Genomic DNA, 15843 nt, shown 5'->3' with positions numbered 1-15843 from the left:
TCATCAGGCCGGAAGCCCCAGCACGCGCCGGGCGAGAATGTTCTTCATGACCTCGGTCGTGCCACCGGCGATGGTGGACGCGCGGGCGGCCAGGTAGTCACGCATTACCGTGTCCCCCTCACCGGCCACGGAGTCCAGGCCGTCCAACGCCATCCGGGTCTCCGCCAGCCGTTGGCCGAACTGGCTCCACTCGAGCTTGATGATCGACTGCTCGGCCCCGGGCTGTCCGGTCGCCCGGATCTCCGCCAGCGACCGCTGCCCGAGCACACCCACGATCCGGCCCTCGACGTATCGGCGCACGAGCTCCTCACGCAGGAGAGGGGACAGTTCCTCCCCGGTCCGGTCGAAGCGGTGGGCGTCCACGACCTCCTCCACCTGGCGTTGGATGCGCGAGGCCTGGGTGACGACACCGCTCCGCTCGTGGCTCAGCGTGGTCATGGTGACCCGCCATCCCTCGTTGAGAGGGCCCAACAGGCTGCTGCGCGGCACCCGGACCCCGGAGAAGAAGACCTCGGCGAACTCGGACTCCCCCGTGATCTGCCGGATCGGTCTGCGCTCCACCCCCGGGGTGTCCAGGCGGATCAGCAGGGTGGAGATCCCCCCGTGTTTGGGGGCGTCGGGGTCGGTCCGCACCAACACCTGCATGTGCGTGGCCCGCATACCGTCCGAGGTCCAGATCTTCTGCCCGTCGATGACGAACTCGTCGCCCTCCAGGACCGCCCGTGTGGTCAGCCCGGCGAGGTCCGAGCCGGTACCGGGTTCACTGAACCCCTGGCACCAGATCTCCTCGCCGGCCAGGATCGCCGGGAGGTGGCGGCGCTGTCCCTCGTCACCCCATTCGGCGATGGTTGGGCCAACGTTGGCCACGCCGTAGATTCCGGCAGTGTCCGGCGCACTGTATTCGGCCAGGATCTCGCTGCACTCCAAGGCCGCCACCACGTCGAGCCCGCGCCCGCCGTGCTCCTCGGCCCACTGCGGTGCCACCCACCGGCCCCGTTGAAGCGTGCGCTGCCACTCCAGCCTGCCCTCGAAGGATGGGGAGTCCCCCCAACGCTCACGGAACGCGGGGAGGTGTTCGTCCAGGAACCCGCGCAACTCCGCCACTACACTCACGTCGTCTCCTCAACTTCCGGTTGTGCCGCCGGCTGTCAGCCGGTGGTCACCGACCTGCCTTGGCGGACCTGACGGAACGGAATCTCCCGGTCCGCCGCGGCCTCCCGGGGCATCCCCAGGACGCGTTCACTGATGATGTTGCGCTGCATCTCGCTGCTGCCGCCGCCGAGCGAACCCGCCTGGCGCATGAGGAAGTCCTCGCCCGGCCCACCCCAGCTCGGGTCGCCGCTGTGCCACACGACACCGGAGCGCCCGGCGACTTCGAGACCGATGTCGGCGAGGCGCTCCCCGGACGAGGCGGCGAAGAGCCGGAGCAGCGCACCCGCCGGCTCGGGCAGGGTCCCCCGCGCGACGGCCGCGCCCACCCGTTCGATGAGCTGTTCCCTGACTGTCCCCAGCACGTGTGCCTCCGCGACCAGACCCCGCACGTGCGGGTCGTCCCGCTGGTCGGTGCGCGCGGCGATCTCGGGCAGGGTCGGCGTCCCGCTCCCCCGGGCCGAGCCCGGCCACTGGCCGCTCTCGTAGGGGGAGCCGCCGCCGACGGCGTTGCGTTCGTGGACCAGCAGGCGCGAGGCCACCGACCATCCGGCGTTCTCCTCGCCCACCAGGTCCTCGGCGGGGATGGAGACGTCGTCGAAGAACTCCTCGCAGAACTCGTCGGAGCCGTTGAGCTGCCGGATCTGGTTGATGGTGATGCCCGGCTGGTGGATCTTCAGGATGAACATCGACAGGCCGCGGTGTTTGGTCGCGTCCCAGTCGGTGCGGGTCAGACACAGCGCGTAGTCGGCGAAGTTGGCGCTGGTGCTCCATGTCTTGGCGCCGTTGAGCACGTACAGGTCTCCGTCGGGCGTGGCACGCGTGGTGACCCCGGCCAGGTCGGAGCCACCGCGCGGTTCCGACAGGAACTGGACCCAGACCTCGTCCCCCCGGAGGATGGCGGGCAGGTGCCGCCGCTTCTGCTCCTCCGTGCCGAAGTCCAGGATCGTCGGCGCCAGGATCGTCAGCGTCGGGACGTTGAGCAGCAGGGGCATCTGGTAGGGCCGGGACTCCACGGTGAACGCCTGCTGATGCTCCGGGGAGAGCCCTTGGCCGCCGTACTCGCGGGGGTAACAGATCCCGGCGAAGCCGCCGTCGTACAGCAGGCGCTGGAGACGGCGGGCCTCGAGCCAGGTCTCCTCCCGGTCCCGTTCGGCCACGGTCTCGTCGTAGGCGCGGTCCCGGAGCGGCATGTTCTCGCTCAGCCACGCGCGTGCCCGGCGCCGGAAGGACTGCACGTCCTCGTCAAGGATGTCGTTGCTCATGTGGGGCCTCTCAGACGTTGAGCAGGTCGGCGAGCTCCAGACCCGCCTCGGTGGGGGACAGGAACCGCTTCCGGTTCACGGTGGCTCGGCGCAGGTACAGGTGGATGTCGTGCTCGTGGGTGACCCCGATGCCGCCGTGCATCTGCACGCAGTCCTGGATGATGGCGGTACTCCGGTCCCCCACGTAGCGGGCGGCGACCCGGACCAGTTCCGCCGCGTCGTTGCGCCCCTCCTGGACGGCCCGTGCGGCGGCGTCGGTGGTGGCCGCGCAGGCCTCGGACCACATCGTCATGTCCGCGAACCGGTGCTTGAGAGCCTGGTAGGAGGCGAGCGGACGACCGAAGGAGTACCGGTCGAACGCCCATTCGACGGTGAACTCCATGACCCGCTCGACCAGGCCGACGGTCTCGGCGCACTGCAGGACCAGCGCCCACTGGGTCTGCTGCTCCACGGCCTCGGCCACGTCAGCCGAACCGACCACGAGAGCTTCGGAGCCGACCTCGACCTCGTCGAAGGACACCGAGCCGAAGCGGCGCACCATGTCGAGGCTGGACATCGGCGTGCGCACGCAGCGCGGGGAGCCCGTGGGCACGAGCAGCTGCACGTCACCGCCCGGGGTCCGCGCCGTCACCAGGAACAGGTCCGCCTGGGCCGCCGCCTCCACGCCGTCGAGTGTCCCGGTCAGCGTGAATCCGCCGTTGCAGTGCGGTTTGGCCTCGACCGCTCCGCCCCGACCGTGACACCACGCGGCGACGGTCTCACCGGACAGCAGGCCCTCCAGGTGCGCCTCGGCCTGTGCCGCGGTCCCGTACCGGGCGACGGTGGCGGTCACCACGTTGGTCGGCACGAAGGGGCCCGGGGAGACGAACCGTCCCAGCTCCTCAGCGACGATCACCAAGTCCATCAACCCCTCGCCCGAGAGGGAGCCGCCTCCCTGGTCCTCGGACACCAGCATCGAGGTGAACCCGAGCTGTGCCCCCTGGCTCCACCACGTCCGGTCGAAGCCGTCCGGGTGCTCCGCCAACTCCCGGTGGTGTTCCAGTGAGGTCTCCTTAGACACGAACTTGCGTACCGTGTCGCGGAACATCTCCTGTTCCGAGGTCAGATCCACCTGCATGGGGGTCCTCTCCATCACGGCCGTGACTATCGGCCGGCTCTGTGTTCGACGTTGTCAAGCGCGCCGGGGAAGGGCGACCGTAGCGGTGCCGGGGGCCAGGTCGCCTCCGGGTTCGGCGCTGGTCCACACCGCCAGGTCGAGCAGGATCTCGTCGTCCTCCTCGCGGACGCGCTCGACGCGCGCGCCCGCGGAGACCCGTTGGTCCTTGAGGTTGGCTCCGCGGAACTGGCAGCTCAGGCTGACGACCCGGCCCTCGTCCCCCACGATCGAACGCAGCACGTTGTGCAAGTAGGACCACTGGAGGTTGCCCATCCCGAAGGCGGTCTCGTAACCCGCGGAGCGCCCCGCCCCGTCGTCCATGTGGATGGGCACGAACTCGTCGTTGACCGCCGCGTACCGGTTCCAGTTCGCGAACCCGGTGACCCGGGTGAAAAGGGGGAGATCGTCCCCCGGTGACCATGTTTCAGCCGAGACGGCCATGTGGTCCGCCTTCCGTCTAGTAGCGAATGAGGGTCTGCTGCGTCGCCTTGACCCGTTCCTGGCGCTGGTTCGTCCACACGTCCTGAGTGACGCTGAACAACATGACGCCCAGGCGTCCGGACTTCTCCCAGTACCGCCCCATACGGGTGACGGAGGTGATGACGTCACCCGGCCGTATCCGGACGCCGTACTCCACCGCCATGCCGCCGTTGAGCTGGTTGCCGAGGCCGAGAGCGGGCAGACCGAGCCTCTTCTCCAGAGCGTCGGGGTCGTTCGAGTCGACCTCGTCGCCGACCGTGCGCCGCTCCGCGACCATCCAGGCGAAGGGGTTGAACTCCTCGGGCGCCACGATGCCTCCGTGCACCGTCTTGCCCGCGTACTCGCCGTCCCAGAACAGACGGGAGGGCTCCCCCGGGTAGTAGACCGCCACCGCCCAACGACGGATGTCGGACTCCGAGACCGGGAACGAGGTGACGCGCTCGATCTCCCTTCCCTCGGCGGAACTCATCTCGTCTGTCACGTACGTCGTGCCCGACATCAACCCGACCGCCAAACCAAGTGAGAATTAAACGAAGATCTATTAGATAGATAATTGCACCACTACATTTGATTGTCAATCCTCCCGTCACAGGTGGAGCCGGGCACGAGGAAGGGGTGGCCCGAGCCCCACACTCGGACCACCCCCGCTTCACAACGGGTCGATCACGCCCTCACGCGACAGCCCCCGACTTCCTCACCTCGGCGATGTCGTCCCTGCTCAGCCCCGATTCCAACAGCACCTCGTCGGTGTGCTGACCGTGTTCCGGGGACAGGCGAGGCTCCGGCGGACGCTCGTCGATCTGGATCGGGTTGGCGACGAAGCGGAAGGGGACCCTGTCCACGCCCTCCGCCTCCACGACGTACTCGTTGGCCACCGCCTGCGGGTCGGTGAGGAGCTCCAGGGGGGACTGCACGACCTCCCACACACCCGACTGCCGCGACAGGACCTCCTTCCAGTGCTCCAGGTCGTGTTCAGCGAAGATTTCCTCAAGGATCGCGACGGCCTCGGCCGAGTTCTGGACGAGTGAGGCGGCATCCGCGAACCGGGGGTCCACCGCCAGATCGGGACGGTCCAGCTCCACGCACAGCGGTGCCCAGAAGCGGTCCGGCTGGAGCATGACCAGCTGGATCCAGCGACCGTCCTTGGTCTGGTAGGCGTACGTGATCGGGTTGAACACCTGGCCGCCCGTGGGGATGCGGTCGGAGCCGAAGAAGTCGGCGGCCATGATGTCGGGGGCCAGCGTCCACAGCGCCTGGCTGAAGAGGGAGACGTCCACGACCGACGGCTCACCCGTGCGCTCCCGCCGGAAGAGCGCCGCGGCCACGGCACCGGCCAGGGTCAGTCCGCTGGGCAGGTCACCGTAGGCGGCGCGCTGGGCGATGGGACGACCCCCCAGGTCCTCGGTCATGGCGTAGGCGACACCGCCCCGGGCCATGTAGGACGCCGAGTCGAACCCCCCGTTCTCGGACTCCGGCCCACGCGGGCCCAGACCCGAGCCCCGGGCGTAGATGAGCTTGGGGTTGACCTCCCGCAGCGACTCGACGTCGATACCGAGCTTGCGACGGGCAGCGGGCAACAGGTTGGTCAGGAAGACGTCCGCGTCTTTGACCAGACGCAGCAGCAGTTCCCTCCCCTGTTCGGTGCGCAGATCCAGGGCGACACTGCGTTTGCCCCGGTTGCCGAGCTCCACCATGTAACTGTGCGTGGACTTACCCTCGCCCGGGCGCTGGCCTCCGACCACCAGCTGCCTGGCCGGGTCCCCTCCCCCCGCGGGGTTCTCGATCTTGATGACATCGGCGCCCCAGTCGGAGAGAGCCACCCCCGCGGACGGCACGAAAGCCCACGTCGCGATCTCCACCACCCGGATACCGTCGAGCACACCTGACATGCGAAACCTCCTTGTTACGGGCCATGCCCACGGGTGCCCCTGGCCTGGCAGCAGTGACGACCCACCAACCTACAAACAGCTAAAATATTCATCGATTTCAGCCGACGTGAAAATAATGTAATGGGACTCACGGGCCCACACAAGGGCCTGCGACCCCGTCTGTACTGGTCAAACCTTCAGGCGCCCTCGACCTCGATTAGGACCGCGCCCCCCTGGCCTCCGCCGGCGCACATGGCGGCCACCCCGAGACCGCCGCCCCGGCGGCGCAGTTCGTGCGTCAGCGTCGTCAGCATCCGGGCACCGGAGGCGGCGACCGGGTGACCCAGGCTGCACCCGCTACCGGCTGGGTTGACCAGCGACTCGTCAAGGCCCCACCGTCGGCAGGCCGCGATGGGCGTGGTCGCGAAGGCCTCGTTGATCTCCCACAGGTCCACCTCGTCCGCGCGCAGGGCGGCACGCTCCAAGAGACGTTCGATGACCTCAACCGCGGCCATCCCCGTACGCCGGGGGTCCACTCCCTTCGCCGTCCAGGCCCGCACGGTGGCCAGGGGGGTGAGCCCTTCCGAACGCACGAGGTCCGCATCGGCGAGCGTGAGGGCGGCGGCGCCGTCGTTGACCCCGCTCGCATTGCCGGCCGTGATCGAGAAGCCCGGGATCTCCGGGTGCAGCGGCTTCAGGCTCGCCAGCTTCTCCGGACTACTGTTGCGCCGGGGGTGCTCGTCGACGGAGAACTCGACGACCCAGCCGTCCGGGCGCTGAACCTTCACCGGGACGACCTCGTCGGCGAACCGGCCCGCGTCGATGGCCTCTACAGCCCGCTGATGGGAGCGGAACGACCACGCGTCCATCTCCTCTCGGGTGATACCGACTTCCCGCGCGGTGTTCCAACCGACGGTGATCGAAACGTCGTCGTTGGGCCCTTCATCGGTGTAGGGGTAGGTCGGCGGCATCCGCTCGATGAACTCGTCCGTGGTGCCGGGCACCCGCCAGGTCAGCTGCGGGGACAGTGAGGACGACTGCACCCCGCCCGCGACGACGACCTGCCCCATTCCGGCCGCGATCGTCCCCGCAGCGTTGCCAACCGCGGTGAGACTGCCCGCGCAGTGGCGGTTGACGGCCTGGCCGGGTACGTCCAGCATGCCGGCCGCGACGGCCGCGTGTCGCGCGAGGTCCCCGCCGCCGTACATCTCCTCGGCGAGGATCACGTCGTCCACCTGCTCGGACTCCAGTCCCGAGCGGCGCACGCTCTCCGACAACACGAGCTCGGCGAGCTCCTCCGCCGGAGTCTGCGACAAAAACCCCTTGAACGCGGTCCCGATGGCTGTGCGCACGGCACTCACGATGACGGCCTCTGACACGGAAACCTCCCGGTGGTAGGGGATCGCGGGCCACCCCGTGGGCGACCTACGCGCTCCCAGCTCTGGGGACCACCTTAGGACAAATCCATTTAATCGTATACCCTATTAGAAGAATTAAGCGATATACTTCTCTGCCCGGACGACCCCCGGAGCACCCGAAAACGTCACCCAAGGAGGACCAGTGGAGCTTGCCAACGCATCCGTGATCGTGACCGGAGGAGCCGGCGGCTTTGGTGAGGCGACTGTCCGGCGCCTGGCCGCGGCGGGCATGAAGGTCGTCATCGCCGACCTGGCCGAAGATCGAGGCAAGGCTCTCGCCGACGATCTCGGCGAAGGTGTGCGGTTCATGTCGACCGATGTGACCAGCGAGGAGTCAGTGAACGCCGCCGTCGCCGCGGCGTCCGAGCTTGGACCGCTGCGTGTGGCCGTCATCGTGCACGGGGGCCCCGCCGCGGGCGCTCGCGTCATCAACCGAAAGGGCGAGCCCTACCCGGTGGAGACCTTCCGCCGCACGCAGGAGATCTTCCTGACCGGCACGTTCAACGTGCTGAGCAAGGCCGCGGCGGCCATGGCCAAGACCGAGGAGCTGGACTCCGGGCAGCGGGGCGTGGTCATCACGACCGCCAGCATCGCCGGTTTCGAGGGGCAGGTGGGTCAGTCCGACTACTCCGCCGCCAAGGGCGGGGTCATCGGCCTGAACCTGACCGCTGCGCGGGACCTCTCTCCGCTAGGCATCCGGGTCATGTCAATCGCGCCCGGCACGTTCTTCACCCCCGCATACGGCATGAGCCAGGAGGAGGCGGAGGCCCGCTTCGCCTCTGGTATCCCCAACCCCAAGCGGATGGGGCGCACCGACGAGTACGCTCGCCTGGCCGAGCACATCGCCGAGAATGATTACCTGAACGGGGAGGTCATCAGGATCGACGCGGCGCTGCGCTTCAACCTGCGCTGAGGCGGTCCACACAGACGGACGCCCTCGCGTGCACGGTGAACCCGTGGACGCGAAGGCGTCGTCTCCTACCGGCTACATGTTGTCGGGAATCCACAGCGCGATCTCGGGGAACGCGATCAGCAACAGCAGAACGACGACACTGACCGGGATCAGCCACAGGACCCCGGTGAACACGTCCTTGAGTGAGATCTTGGTCCCCAGGTTGACCCGGGGGTCCTGAACGATCGAGTGCAGGACGAAGGTCAGCACACCCACAGGCGGGGTGATCATGCCCAGCTCCGCCAAGAGAACGATGAACACACCGAACCACAGGGGCGAGATCCCCAAGTCCGCGAAGAGCGGCATGAGGATCGGCACGGTCAGCATGATCAGTGCCAGGGTGTCCATGAACATGCCGAGGATGATGAAGGCGACCATGACGATCAGCAGGAAGGTGACCCGGGAGAGCTCCATGCCCGCCACCAGGTCGATGAGGCCAGCGCTGATGCCGCTGTCCGCCAAGACCAAGGACAGGAACTCGGCTCCCATGAGCAGAAAGAAGATCGCCGCCGTCGTAACCGCGGTGTCCACCAGGGCACTGCGGATGTCACGGAGCGCGCCACCCTCCTTTCGCCGTGCCCACAGGGTCAGGAGCAGGGCCATGAAGGCGCCCATGGCCCCGGCCTCTGTCTCGGTGAGCACTCCGGTGAACATGCCGCCGAGGACGACCCCGACGATGACGGGCACAGGCCAGACGGCGACCACCGCACGCCACTTCTCGGCCGCGCTCGCGGTAGGGGGCCGGACCGCGCCTTTTGCGCCGCGCCCGGCGAGTTGGGGCCAGGCCATCGCGATGGCCATGAGCGCCAGAGCCTGGCAGGCCACCAGGACGATCCCTGGACCGACACCCGCGAGGAGCTGCGGCCCGACCGGCACTGCGGCGACACCCGCGTAGATGACGAGCAGCACACTGGGCGGAATCAGCTGCCCGCTGAGACCGGCCATGAGGACCGACGAGGTCGCCAGCCGCCGATCGTAACCCGCGCGGAGCATCTCCGGGACACCGATCTTGGCCAGGGCGTAGGTCGTGCCGATCGTGGAACCGCTGATCGTGGCGAGCCCTCCCCCGGCCACGTTCGTCCCCACCGCGAGCGAACCCGGCACCCGGTTCAGAAGGAGCCTGATCGCGTAGAAGAGCTTGGTGGTGATACCCGAGCGCCAGAGCAGCATGCTCATCAGCACGAACATCGGGATGACGCTCAGCGACCAAGAGGCCACACTCCCGTAGGGGAACTCCCCCATCAGTGCGCCCACGACCACCCAGTCGTAGATTATGGACAGCCCGAGGAGACCGGGCACGATCATCGACACGGCGATGGGCAGCTTCATGGACATCATCGTGAGCATCATGACCAGAGCCGCGATACCGACGATCTCCGAGGAGAAGTCGAGCCACATCACCGTACCGCTGCCGACTAACAGAAGGAGGGGGACGAGCCGCCATGCCGCGCTGCGTTGGGGGGAGTGTTTGACTCGTACGGGTCTGATGACGGGGGCCGCCGTCGCACCGGCCAATTCTGACAGTTCCTTCACTGGGGAACACCGTCCTCTGACTCCTGGCGGACCGTGCCCCCGGAGATTCTGGAAACGAGCAACTGCGCGGCGTCTACGCCGATCTGGAAGGCGAACAGGAGAAATCCGATGGGTACGGCGAAGGTCGCGGGCCAGACGGTAACGCCGATGACTCCGGCGGTCAGTCCGATCTCCATGTTTCGTACCGCTTCGACGTATCCGTACCAGGCCAGTCCCAGGGCCACCAAGAAGGTGACGAAGTAGCTGAACATCTGGAACTCGAACCGGACCCTCTCGGGAGCCCGGTCGAACAGCAACCGCGCCTCGATGTGCTGGCCTTTCTGCTGCGTGGCGACGAAGGCGAGCAGGACGATGAGCGGCATGTACCAGTTGCCGACGTACTCGATGGTGCCCTCGATGGGCTGGTTCGAGAAGGAGCGCATGAGCGCCCCTGCGATGGTGTGCAGCATCAGGACGACGATGGCGCCCGCTGCGATGATCATCCCCGCCTTCCCCGTGTACACGGAGACGGCGGTAACCCAACGGTTCACGGTATTGATCGCCTTTCTCGGCCGGTCTGGGAGTCCCATACGACCGAAGGGGACTACTCGGGCCGAGCGGGGACGAGCACTTCCTCGTAGAAGCGCTCGAGATAGGGGTCCAGGTCGACTTCGGGCATGCCCGGGGAGAAGTCGTCGTCGTAGGTGGCCCAGGCGGTGTCGTCCGGGTAGCCGAGCTCTTCGGTGACGATGTCCCACCACTTGTCGTGCAGGTCGGCGTACTCGCGGACCACGGAGGAACCGTCCTCGGCGAGTTCGCTCTCTTCGATGCGCTGCGCGGTGAGGTCCTCGGTCTCGGCATAGCTCTCGCGCATGGCGGCCACAACCTCGTCGTCGTACTCCCCGAAACCCATGTCCATATCGTGGGAGACCTGGATCGCCTCGCGCATGGTGTCCATCGAGGCCATCAAGACAGACTCGAGCATCTGCGGCTGGGTGTCCCACAACAGCTGCTGCGCCGCCAGGGGTAGTTCGTTCCAGCGCCGTTGGCTGACCCCCCAACCCTGAGGGGTCTCGCCCCAGTCCGCTCCCTGTCCCACTCCGAAGGTCCAGCTGTCGGTCACCTCGTAGTAGCCCGCCGATAAGTGGGAGGAGACGGAGTTGACCGCGCAGTCGACCACCCCGCGCTGAAGGCCCTGGAAGAGTTCGTTGGTGGTCAGGGAGACCGGGGTCATCCCGAGGGACTGGGCCACGCGCAGGTGCGCCTGGTCCACGACCCGTACCTGGGTGCCCCTCAGGTCCTCCAGGGTCTCTCGGGGCTCGTCTCCGACACATTGCATCTTGATGTCGAAACCGGCCGAGTAGAGGGGGTACATCGCCACGATCGCGTGGTCCCCGGCCTCTTCTTGTAGGGGGGCCCAGGTCTGTCCGAACTCTGACTGCGCCGCGAAGGTCGCCAAGCTGCCGGAGACCGGGTTGTTGTGGCCGAAGTGCGACATTGAAGTCACGATGTTGCTGGTCGGCCACTCGTCTGGCTGGTACGAGGGGATGTACGTGCCCATGTCGACACGGCCCTGACTAAGGCCGTCCGCCATGCCGTCCAGCGGAACCCGCGCCCCGGCGTAGTCGAACTCGAAGCTGATCTTGCCGCCGGACCACTCCTCTACCAGGGCGCCGTAGTCCACGAACGCGTCTGTGTTCGGTTCCCCGGGGCCCGTAGTGAGACCGCCGAAGTTCAACGTGATGGGTTCCATGTCCGCCAACGCCTCGGCGTAAGCCTCCGGTGGACTACCCACTGGAACGCTCGGCCCTCCTGCGGACGTGGTGGCGCTGGCTCCTTCGACACCGGGCACACAGGCTGTCAGGAGCAACACCCCCACCGCTGTCGGGGCCATCACACGTGTGCTCAGACTTCGTCCTGCTCCCACGACCATGCCGCTGCCTCTCCTCACGCGTTCCGGCCGTAACACCCAGGGATGGAGGCGGACACCTCGCTGCCACTGCGCACACCGGTGAAGCGTTCAGGTCTAATTGGGTCTTTTATATGACTCTTTCACCTCTTAAGCGGCAAGTGTGATGCGGGACACAAACCCTGTCAAGGGAGGTTCAGGAGAGAACATCAACCAACACGCTCCGCTACCAGCCGATTCGTCGGGGCATGGACGTGGGAGGGCGCCCCGGGCACCATCCCGAGCGGGCCGATGGATTAACGGACATTCATTAAAATGATTAATCTTTTAACTAACGAAGAGTATCTTCAGGGCGCATCACTCCCACAGTGCCGCGGCCCACTCCTCCAGCACTTCCTCCCAGGTCACCGTGCGGGTTGGCCTGGGACGGGATTTCGCCCCGAGTGGCCCCGGCCTCGCGTACCGACCGCCATGCCAGGGGAAGCACGACAACAGCCGCGAGAGCCGCCGCTGCCCCCGCAGCCCAGAAGACGACGAGGAAAGCGGTCATACTCGGATGGGCGGCGGCACCGGAACCCACCGTGAACACCGTCGTCACCGCGGCGATGGCGGAGCTCGCCAGCGAGGTCCCAAAGGACCGGAAGAGCGTGTTGACCCCGTTGGCCGACGCCGTCTGCGTGGCGGGCACGGCCCCCATGATCAGCGTGGGCATCGCCGCGAAACTGAGCGCCGTCCCCACCGCCACGACCGTCGATCCCACCACGATCCCCATCAGATCATCGGACGTGTACACGCGGGCGACATAGCCGAACGCCATGACCAAGGATCCCGAGACCAAGGAAGTGAGCGCCCCGAAGCGGCGGGTGATCGCGGCCGTCAACGGGGCAAGCACCGCCATGCACAGCGCCATAGGCAGCATCCACAGCCCCGCATCGATCACGCTGAGCCCCAATCCGTAGCCCGTCTCGGGTGGGAGCTGGAGCAGCTGAGTGGTGACGAGCATGTTCGCGAACATGGCGAAGCCCGTCAGTACCGAGGCGATGTTGACCAGGAGGACGGCGGGTCGGGCGGCCAAACGCACGTCCACCACCGGGTGGGAAACCCGCAGCTCCACGAACAGCCAGACCAGAAGCAGGAGCAGACCGCCCACGGCGCACCCCAGGGTCAGCGGAGAGGCCCATCCCCACTGTCCTCCCTTGGATAGCGCGAGCAACAACGGCAGGAGACCGCCGCACAGCAGGACCGCACCGCCGAAATCAAACCTCCCGCCCGCGAGCACCCTCGACTCGGGCACCACCAGGGGCACTGCCACGAGCATGAGGCAGCCGGCGACCGCGGTGACCCAGAAGACCACCTGCCAGTCCAGGTGCTCGACGATCACACCCGCCAGGGGAAGGCCCACACCGGCCCCGATGGCCAGGGTCGCGCTCATCAGCGCGACCCCGACCGGCACCCGGTGCCGGGGCAGCTCGTCTCGCATGATCGAGATGCCCACGGGGATCAGCGCCATGCCAAAACCCTGGAGGGCGCGGGCCGTGACAGCCATCGCCAGGGTGTCGGTCAGGGCTCCCAGCACCGACCCCGCGATCATCACTGCGAGACAGACCAGCAGCATCAGCCGTTTACCGAACATGTCCGCCAGGCGCGTGACCACGGGGATTCCAACCGCCCCGGCCAGCAGGGTCGCCGTCACCATCCAGGAGGCGTTGTCGACCGTGGTGGACAACAGGCGGGGGAAGTCGGGCAGCAAGGGGACCACGATGGTCTGTTGGAGTGCGGCCACCGTGCCGCACAGGCACAGCACCGCGATAACCAATGCCGGGGGCGCCGACCACCGGCGAACATGCCTACCTCTTCGCCTTCGACGGGAGATAGCTGCAGACGAGCGCTTCCGCCGTGATGAACCCATATGCGAAATCCCCCAACACGTCGTGCCGTCAGTCAGCCGATGGTGACCTCGCCCCGGTTGCCACCGAGGCTCTCTTATAGTTAGATCATTATGCAGAGTCGATTGATAGACATCATAGAGAGGTTCGTATGACCATCGGCAAGCTCTTCCACATCATCCACATGACAGGGGACCTTCCCGCCCTGGAATCCTGGTACGACGACGTGTTCAGCGTTCGCCGCGGCTTTCTCGACCACCACTACATGGAGGGTGAGAAGCGCGACGCCTCCTTGGTGGTCCTGGGTGACTGCGTCATCGAACCACTCGCGCCCGCATTCCGCGTGGAGGGCTGGGACGCCATGCCCATTGGCCGCTTCTACAAGCGGTTCGGCAACCACTGGCACTCCATCGCCTGGTACGACGACGATCCCGGCGAAACGTGGCAACGATGCACTGACAACAACGTGCGGGTGTTCGTCGAGGGCGGCGTCAGGACCGCAGAACGGCCGCCTGCCTCCTCCGCGATAATGACCCACCCCAAGGACACCATCGCTCAACTGGAGTTCATGCGGGTCGAGGGGACACCCCTGGAGAAGGACGACCCACGCCTTCAGCCGGGTTGGGACAGCACCTGGTGGGTCGACAACCACCCGCTCTCCCTCCACGGCCTTGCCTACACCACCGTCCTCACTAAGGACCTGGACCGTGCCCGAGGCGTCTACGTCGACGTCCTCGGCGGCACCCTCCTGCACGAGGGCGAGTCCGCTCTCACCGGAACCAGCGACGTCCACGTACTGCTGGGTGACACGGTGGTCCAGCTGTCGAAGCCGGTGGCCGAAGGAACCCTTGCCGCCGCGGACATGGGGGCCAACGGCGAGATCCACCACGCCGCCGCCTTCAAGGTGAGCGACCTGGACAAGGCGGAGGCCTATCTGGAGTCCAAGGGCGTCAAGACCCTCGTCCGAGACGACGACACCATCCTGAGCGACCCCAAGACCACCCACGGAGCCCTGTTCCGCTGGACCACCTGGGACGTCCCCGGTGGCCCCTTCGCCTAACCAGCCCCCGCCCGCCCGCGCGGGCGGGCGCCCCGACCCCCGGGAGTGACGTGAAAGGCAGAGCACTGGTCACCGGTGCCAGCAGAGGCATCGGCAAGGCGATCGCCCTGAAGCTGGCCAACGACGGGTTCGACGTCGCCATCGGTGCGAGAACCCTCAACGCCGACAGTCCGACGCTCGACCACAGCATGAGTGTGCACCGCAGGAACGACCGTCCGCTCCCCGGCAGCCTGGAGGAGACAGCGGAGCTGATCGGCCAGACGGGCCGGGAGGCCTTTCCCGTGCGCATGGACCTCACCGATCCGGGCTCCGTGGAGGAGGCCGTCGACCTGGTCCTCAGACAGTGGGGTTCCGTCGACCTCGTCGTGAACAACGGCAGGCACATCGGTCCGGGACTCATGGACACCATCCTCGACACCCCGCTTGAGCAATACCGCCTGTTCGTCGAGGCGCACGCCGTCGCGCCGATCCGAATAGCCCAGCTCGTCCTGCCCGGCATGCTGAGCAAGGGCGCGGGCACGTTCGTGACCATCAGCTCGGGCTCGGGCACGGACTTCTACCCCCAGGGCAAGCCCGGAGCGGGCGGAGCCGGGCTCGGCTACCGGCTGGGGAAATCGGCCGGCCACACTCTGGTCGGCAGCCTGCTCGCCGAGTACGCGGACCAGGGGATCAGGGCCTTCAACGTCGACCCGGGCCTGGTCTCCACCGAACGCAACTCCATCGAACTCGCCGAACTCGGGTTCGATCCCGACATGGGAGCGCCACCCGCCGCCATCGGCGCCGCCGTCGCGTGGTTGGTCACCGTATCGGAGGCTGACGAGCTCATGCGGGGCGACATCTCGGGGCAGGATCTCGCACGGGAGAAGTCCCTGTACTACTGGTGACTCAGAGGCCGCCCCGAGGGGAAGCACGCACGCTGGATCTTGGAGAAGGCCCCGAGCCCGAGTGCACGGACCCGCGACCCTCACTAACGGGGTCCGCAGGCGCGATCGGGTATCGCTGTCGCGCGAACGATCAACCAACCACCACGGGGCGACCCTAAACTCGGGCGCCGCCTGTCAGGAGGCCTCCGGCGATGCATCCTCTGTATTTGACACTGGGCATCATCACCTCGGTCTTCGCCGTGGTCGCGCTCGCCTTGTTCGCTCTGGGTTCGTACCAGATCTGGCGGACCGTGAGTGTGGGCCG

14 protein-coding genes are annotated in these 15843 nt (G+C 67.2%); 3 read left to right on the top strand and 11 right to left on the bottom strand.

The features are described from left to right. Nucleotides 1-3 precede the first annotated feature (3 nt). The 7 genes from ACYVD1_RS15200 to ACYVD1_RS15170 all read right to left on the bottom strand — a co-directional run bounded on the left by ACYVD1_RS15200 (nucleotide 4) and on the right by ACYVD1_RS15170 (nucleotide 7279). Nucleotides 4-1113 carry an acyl-CoA dehydrogenase family protein gene (locus ACYVD1_RS15200; protein WP_460758906.1) on the bottom strand — a complete coding sequence of 370 codons (1110 nt, stop codon included), beginning with the start codon at nucleotides 1111-1113 and terminating at the stop codon, nucleotides 4-6. A 35-nt stretch (nucleotides 1114-1148) separates the two neighbouring features. Continuing rightward, entirely contained in the window at nucleotides 1149-2414 is a 1266-nt protein-coding gene (locus ACYVD1_RS15195) for an acyl-CoA dehydrogenase family protein (protein ID WP_460758904.1), read from the bottom strand. A 10-nt stretch (nucleotides 2415-2424) separates the two neighbouring features. After that, nucleotides 2425-3546 carry an acyl-CoA dehydrogenase family protein gene (locus ACYVD1_RS15190; RefSeq protein WP_460759112.1) on the bottom strand — a complete coding sequence of 374 codons (1122 nt, stop codon included), beginning with the start codon at nucleotides 3544-3546 and terminating at the stop codon, nucleotides 2425-2427. A gap of 39 nt (nucleotides 3547-3585) precedes the next feature. Further along, the gene (locus tag ACYVD1_RS15185; protein ID WP_460758900.1) at nucleotides 3586-4011 is read right to left on the bottom strand and encodes a hotdog family protein; all 426 of its coding nucleotides are present in this window, start codon (nucleotides 4009-4011) and stop codon (nucleotides 3586-3588) included. 16 nt (nucleotides 4012-4027) lie between these two features. Beyond that, nucleotides 4028-4549 (bottom strand): FAS1-like dehydratase domain-containing protein, encoded by a 522-nt coding sequence (locus tag ACYVD1_RS15180; protein WP_460758897.1) that lies wholly within the window; start codon nucleotides 4547-4549, stop codon nucleotides 4028-4030. Between the two features lie 172 nt (nucleotides 4550-4721). Beyond that, the gene (locus tag ACYVD1_RS15175) at nucleotides 4722-5939 is read right to left on the bottom strand and encodes a CaiB/BaiF CoA transferase family protein (RefSeq protein ID WP_460758894.1); all 1218 of its coding nucleotides are present in this window, start codon (nucleotides 5937-5939) and stop codon (nucleotides 4722-4724) included. A gap of 176 nt (nucleotides 5940-6115) precedes the next feature. Then, nucleotides 6116-7279: a thiolase family protein gene (locus ACYVD1_RS15170; protein ID WP_460772672.1), complete on the bottom strand. Its 1164-nt coding sequence runs from the start codon at nucleotides 7277-7279 to the stop codon at nucleotides 6116-6118. Nucleotides 7280-7478: 199 nt separating this feature from the next. Here ACYVD1_RS15170 and ACYVD1_RS15165 point away from each other — a divergent pair, with 199 nt between their 5' ends. Beyond that, entirely contained in the window at nucleotides 7479-8249 is a 771-nt protein-coding gene (locus tag ACYVD1_RS15165) for an SDR family NAD(P)-dependent oxidoreductase (protein WP_460758890.1), read from the top strand. A 72-nt stretch (nucleotides 8250-8321) separates the two neighbouring features. On the opposite strand, the gene ACYVD1_RS15160 is transcribed toward ACYVD1_RS15165, so the two are convergent. The 4 genes from ACYVD1_RS15160 to ACYVD1_RS15145 all read right to left on the bottom strand — a co-directional run bounded on the left by ACYVD1_RS15160 (nucleotide 8322) and on the right by ACYVD1_RS15145 (nucleotide 13525). Further along, entirely contained in the window at nucleotides 8322-9686 is a 1365-nt protein-coding gene (locus ACYVD1_RS15160; RefSeq protein ID WP_460758888.1) for a TRAP transporter large permease, read from the bottom strand. A gap of 131 nt (nucleotides 9687-9817) precedes the next feature. Beyond that, nucleotides 9818-10351, bottom strand: a complete 534-nt coding sequence (locus ACYVD1_RS15155; RefSeq protein WP_460758886.1) for a TRAP transporter small permease — start codon at nucleotides 10349-10351, stop codon at nucleotides 9818-9820. Between the two features lie 53 nt (nucleotides 10352-10404). Continuing rightward, nucleotides 10405-11595, bottom strand: a complete 1191-nt coding sequence (dctP, locus tag ACYVD1_RS15150; protein WP_460772642.1) for a TRAP transporter substrate-binding protein DctP — start codon at nucleotides 11593-11595, stop codon at nucleotides 10405-10407. A 445-nt stretch (nucleotides 11596-12040) separates the two neighbouring features. Further along, nucleotides 12041-13525 carry an MFS transporter gene (locus ACYVD1_RS15145; protein WP_460758881.1) on the bottom strand — a complete coding sequence of 495 codons (1485 nt, stop codon included), beginning with the start codon at nucleotides 13523-13525 and terminating at the stop codon, nucleotides 12041-12043. Between the two features lie 221 nt (nucleotides 13526-13746). Between ACYVD1_RS15145 and ACYVD1_RS15140 the strand changes: the two genes are divergently transcribed. Then, entirely contained in the window at nucleotides 13747-14655 is a 909-nt protein-coding gene (locus ACYVD1_RS15140) for a VOC family protein (RefSeq protein ID WP_460758879.1), read from the top strand. A gap of 50 nt (nucleotides 14656-14705) precedes the next feature. Continuing rightward, nucleotides 14706-15539, top strand: coding sequence for an SDR family NAD(P)-dependent oxidoreductase (locus ACYVD1_RS15135; protein ID WP_460758875.1), 834 nt, complete (start codon nucleotides 14706-14708; stop codon nucleotides 15537-15539). The last annotated feature ends 304 nt before the right edge of the window (nucleotides 15540-15843 follow it).

It is taken from the genome of Nocardiopsis nanhaiensis (assembly GCF_054778635.1).
The sequence above is the reverse complement of the archived record's forward strand: the minus strand, read 5'-3'. Positions and strand labels throughout refer to the sequence as shown.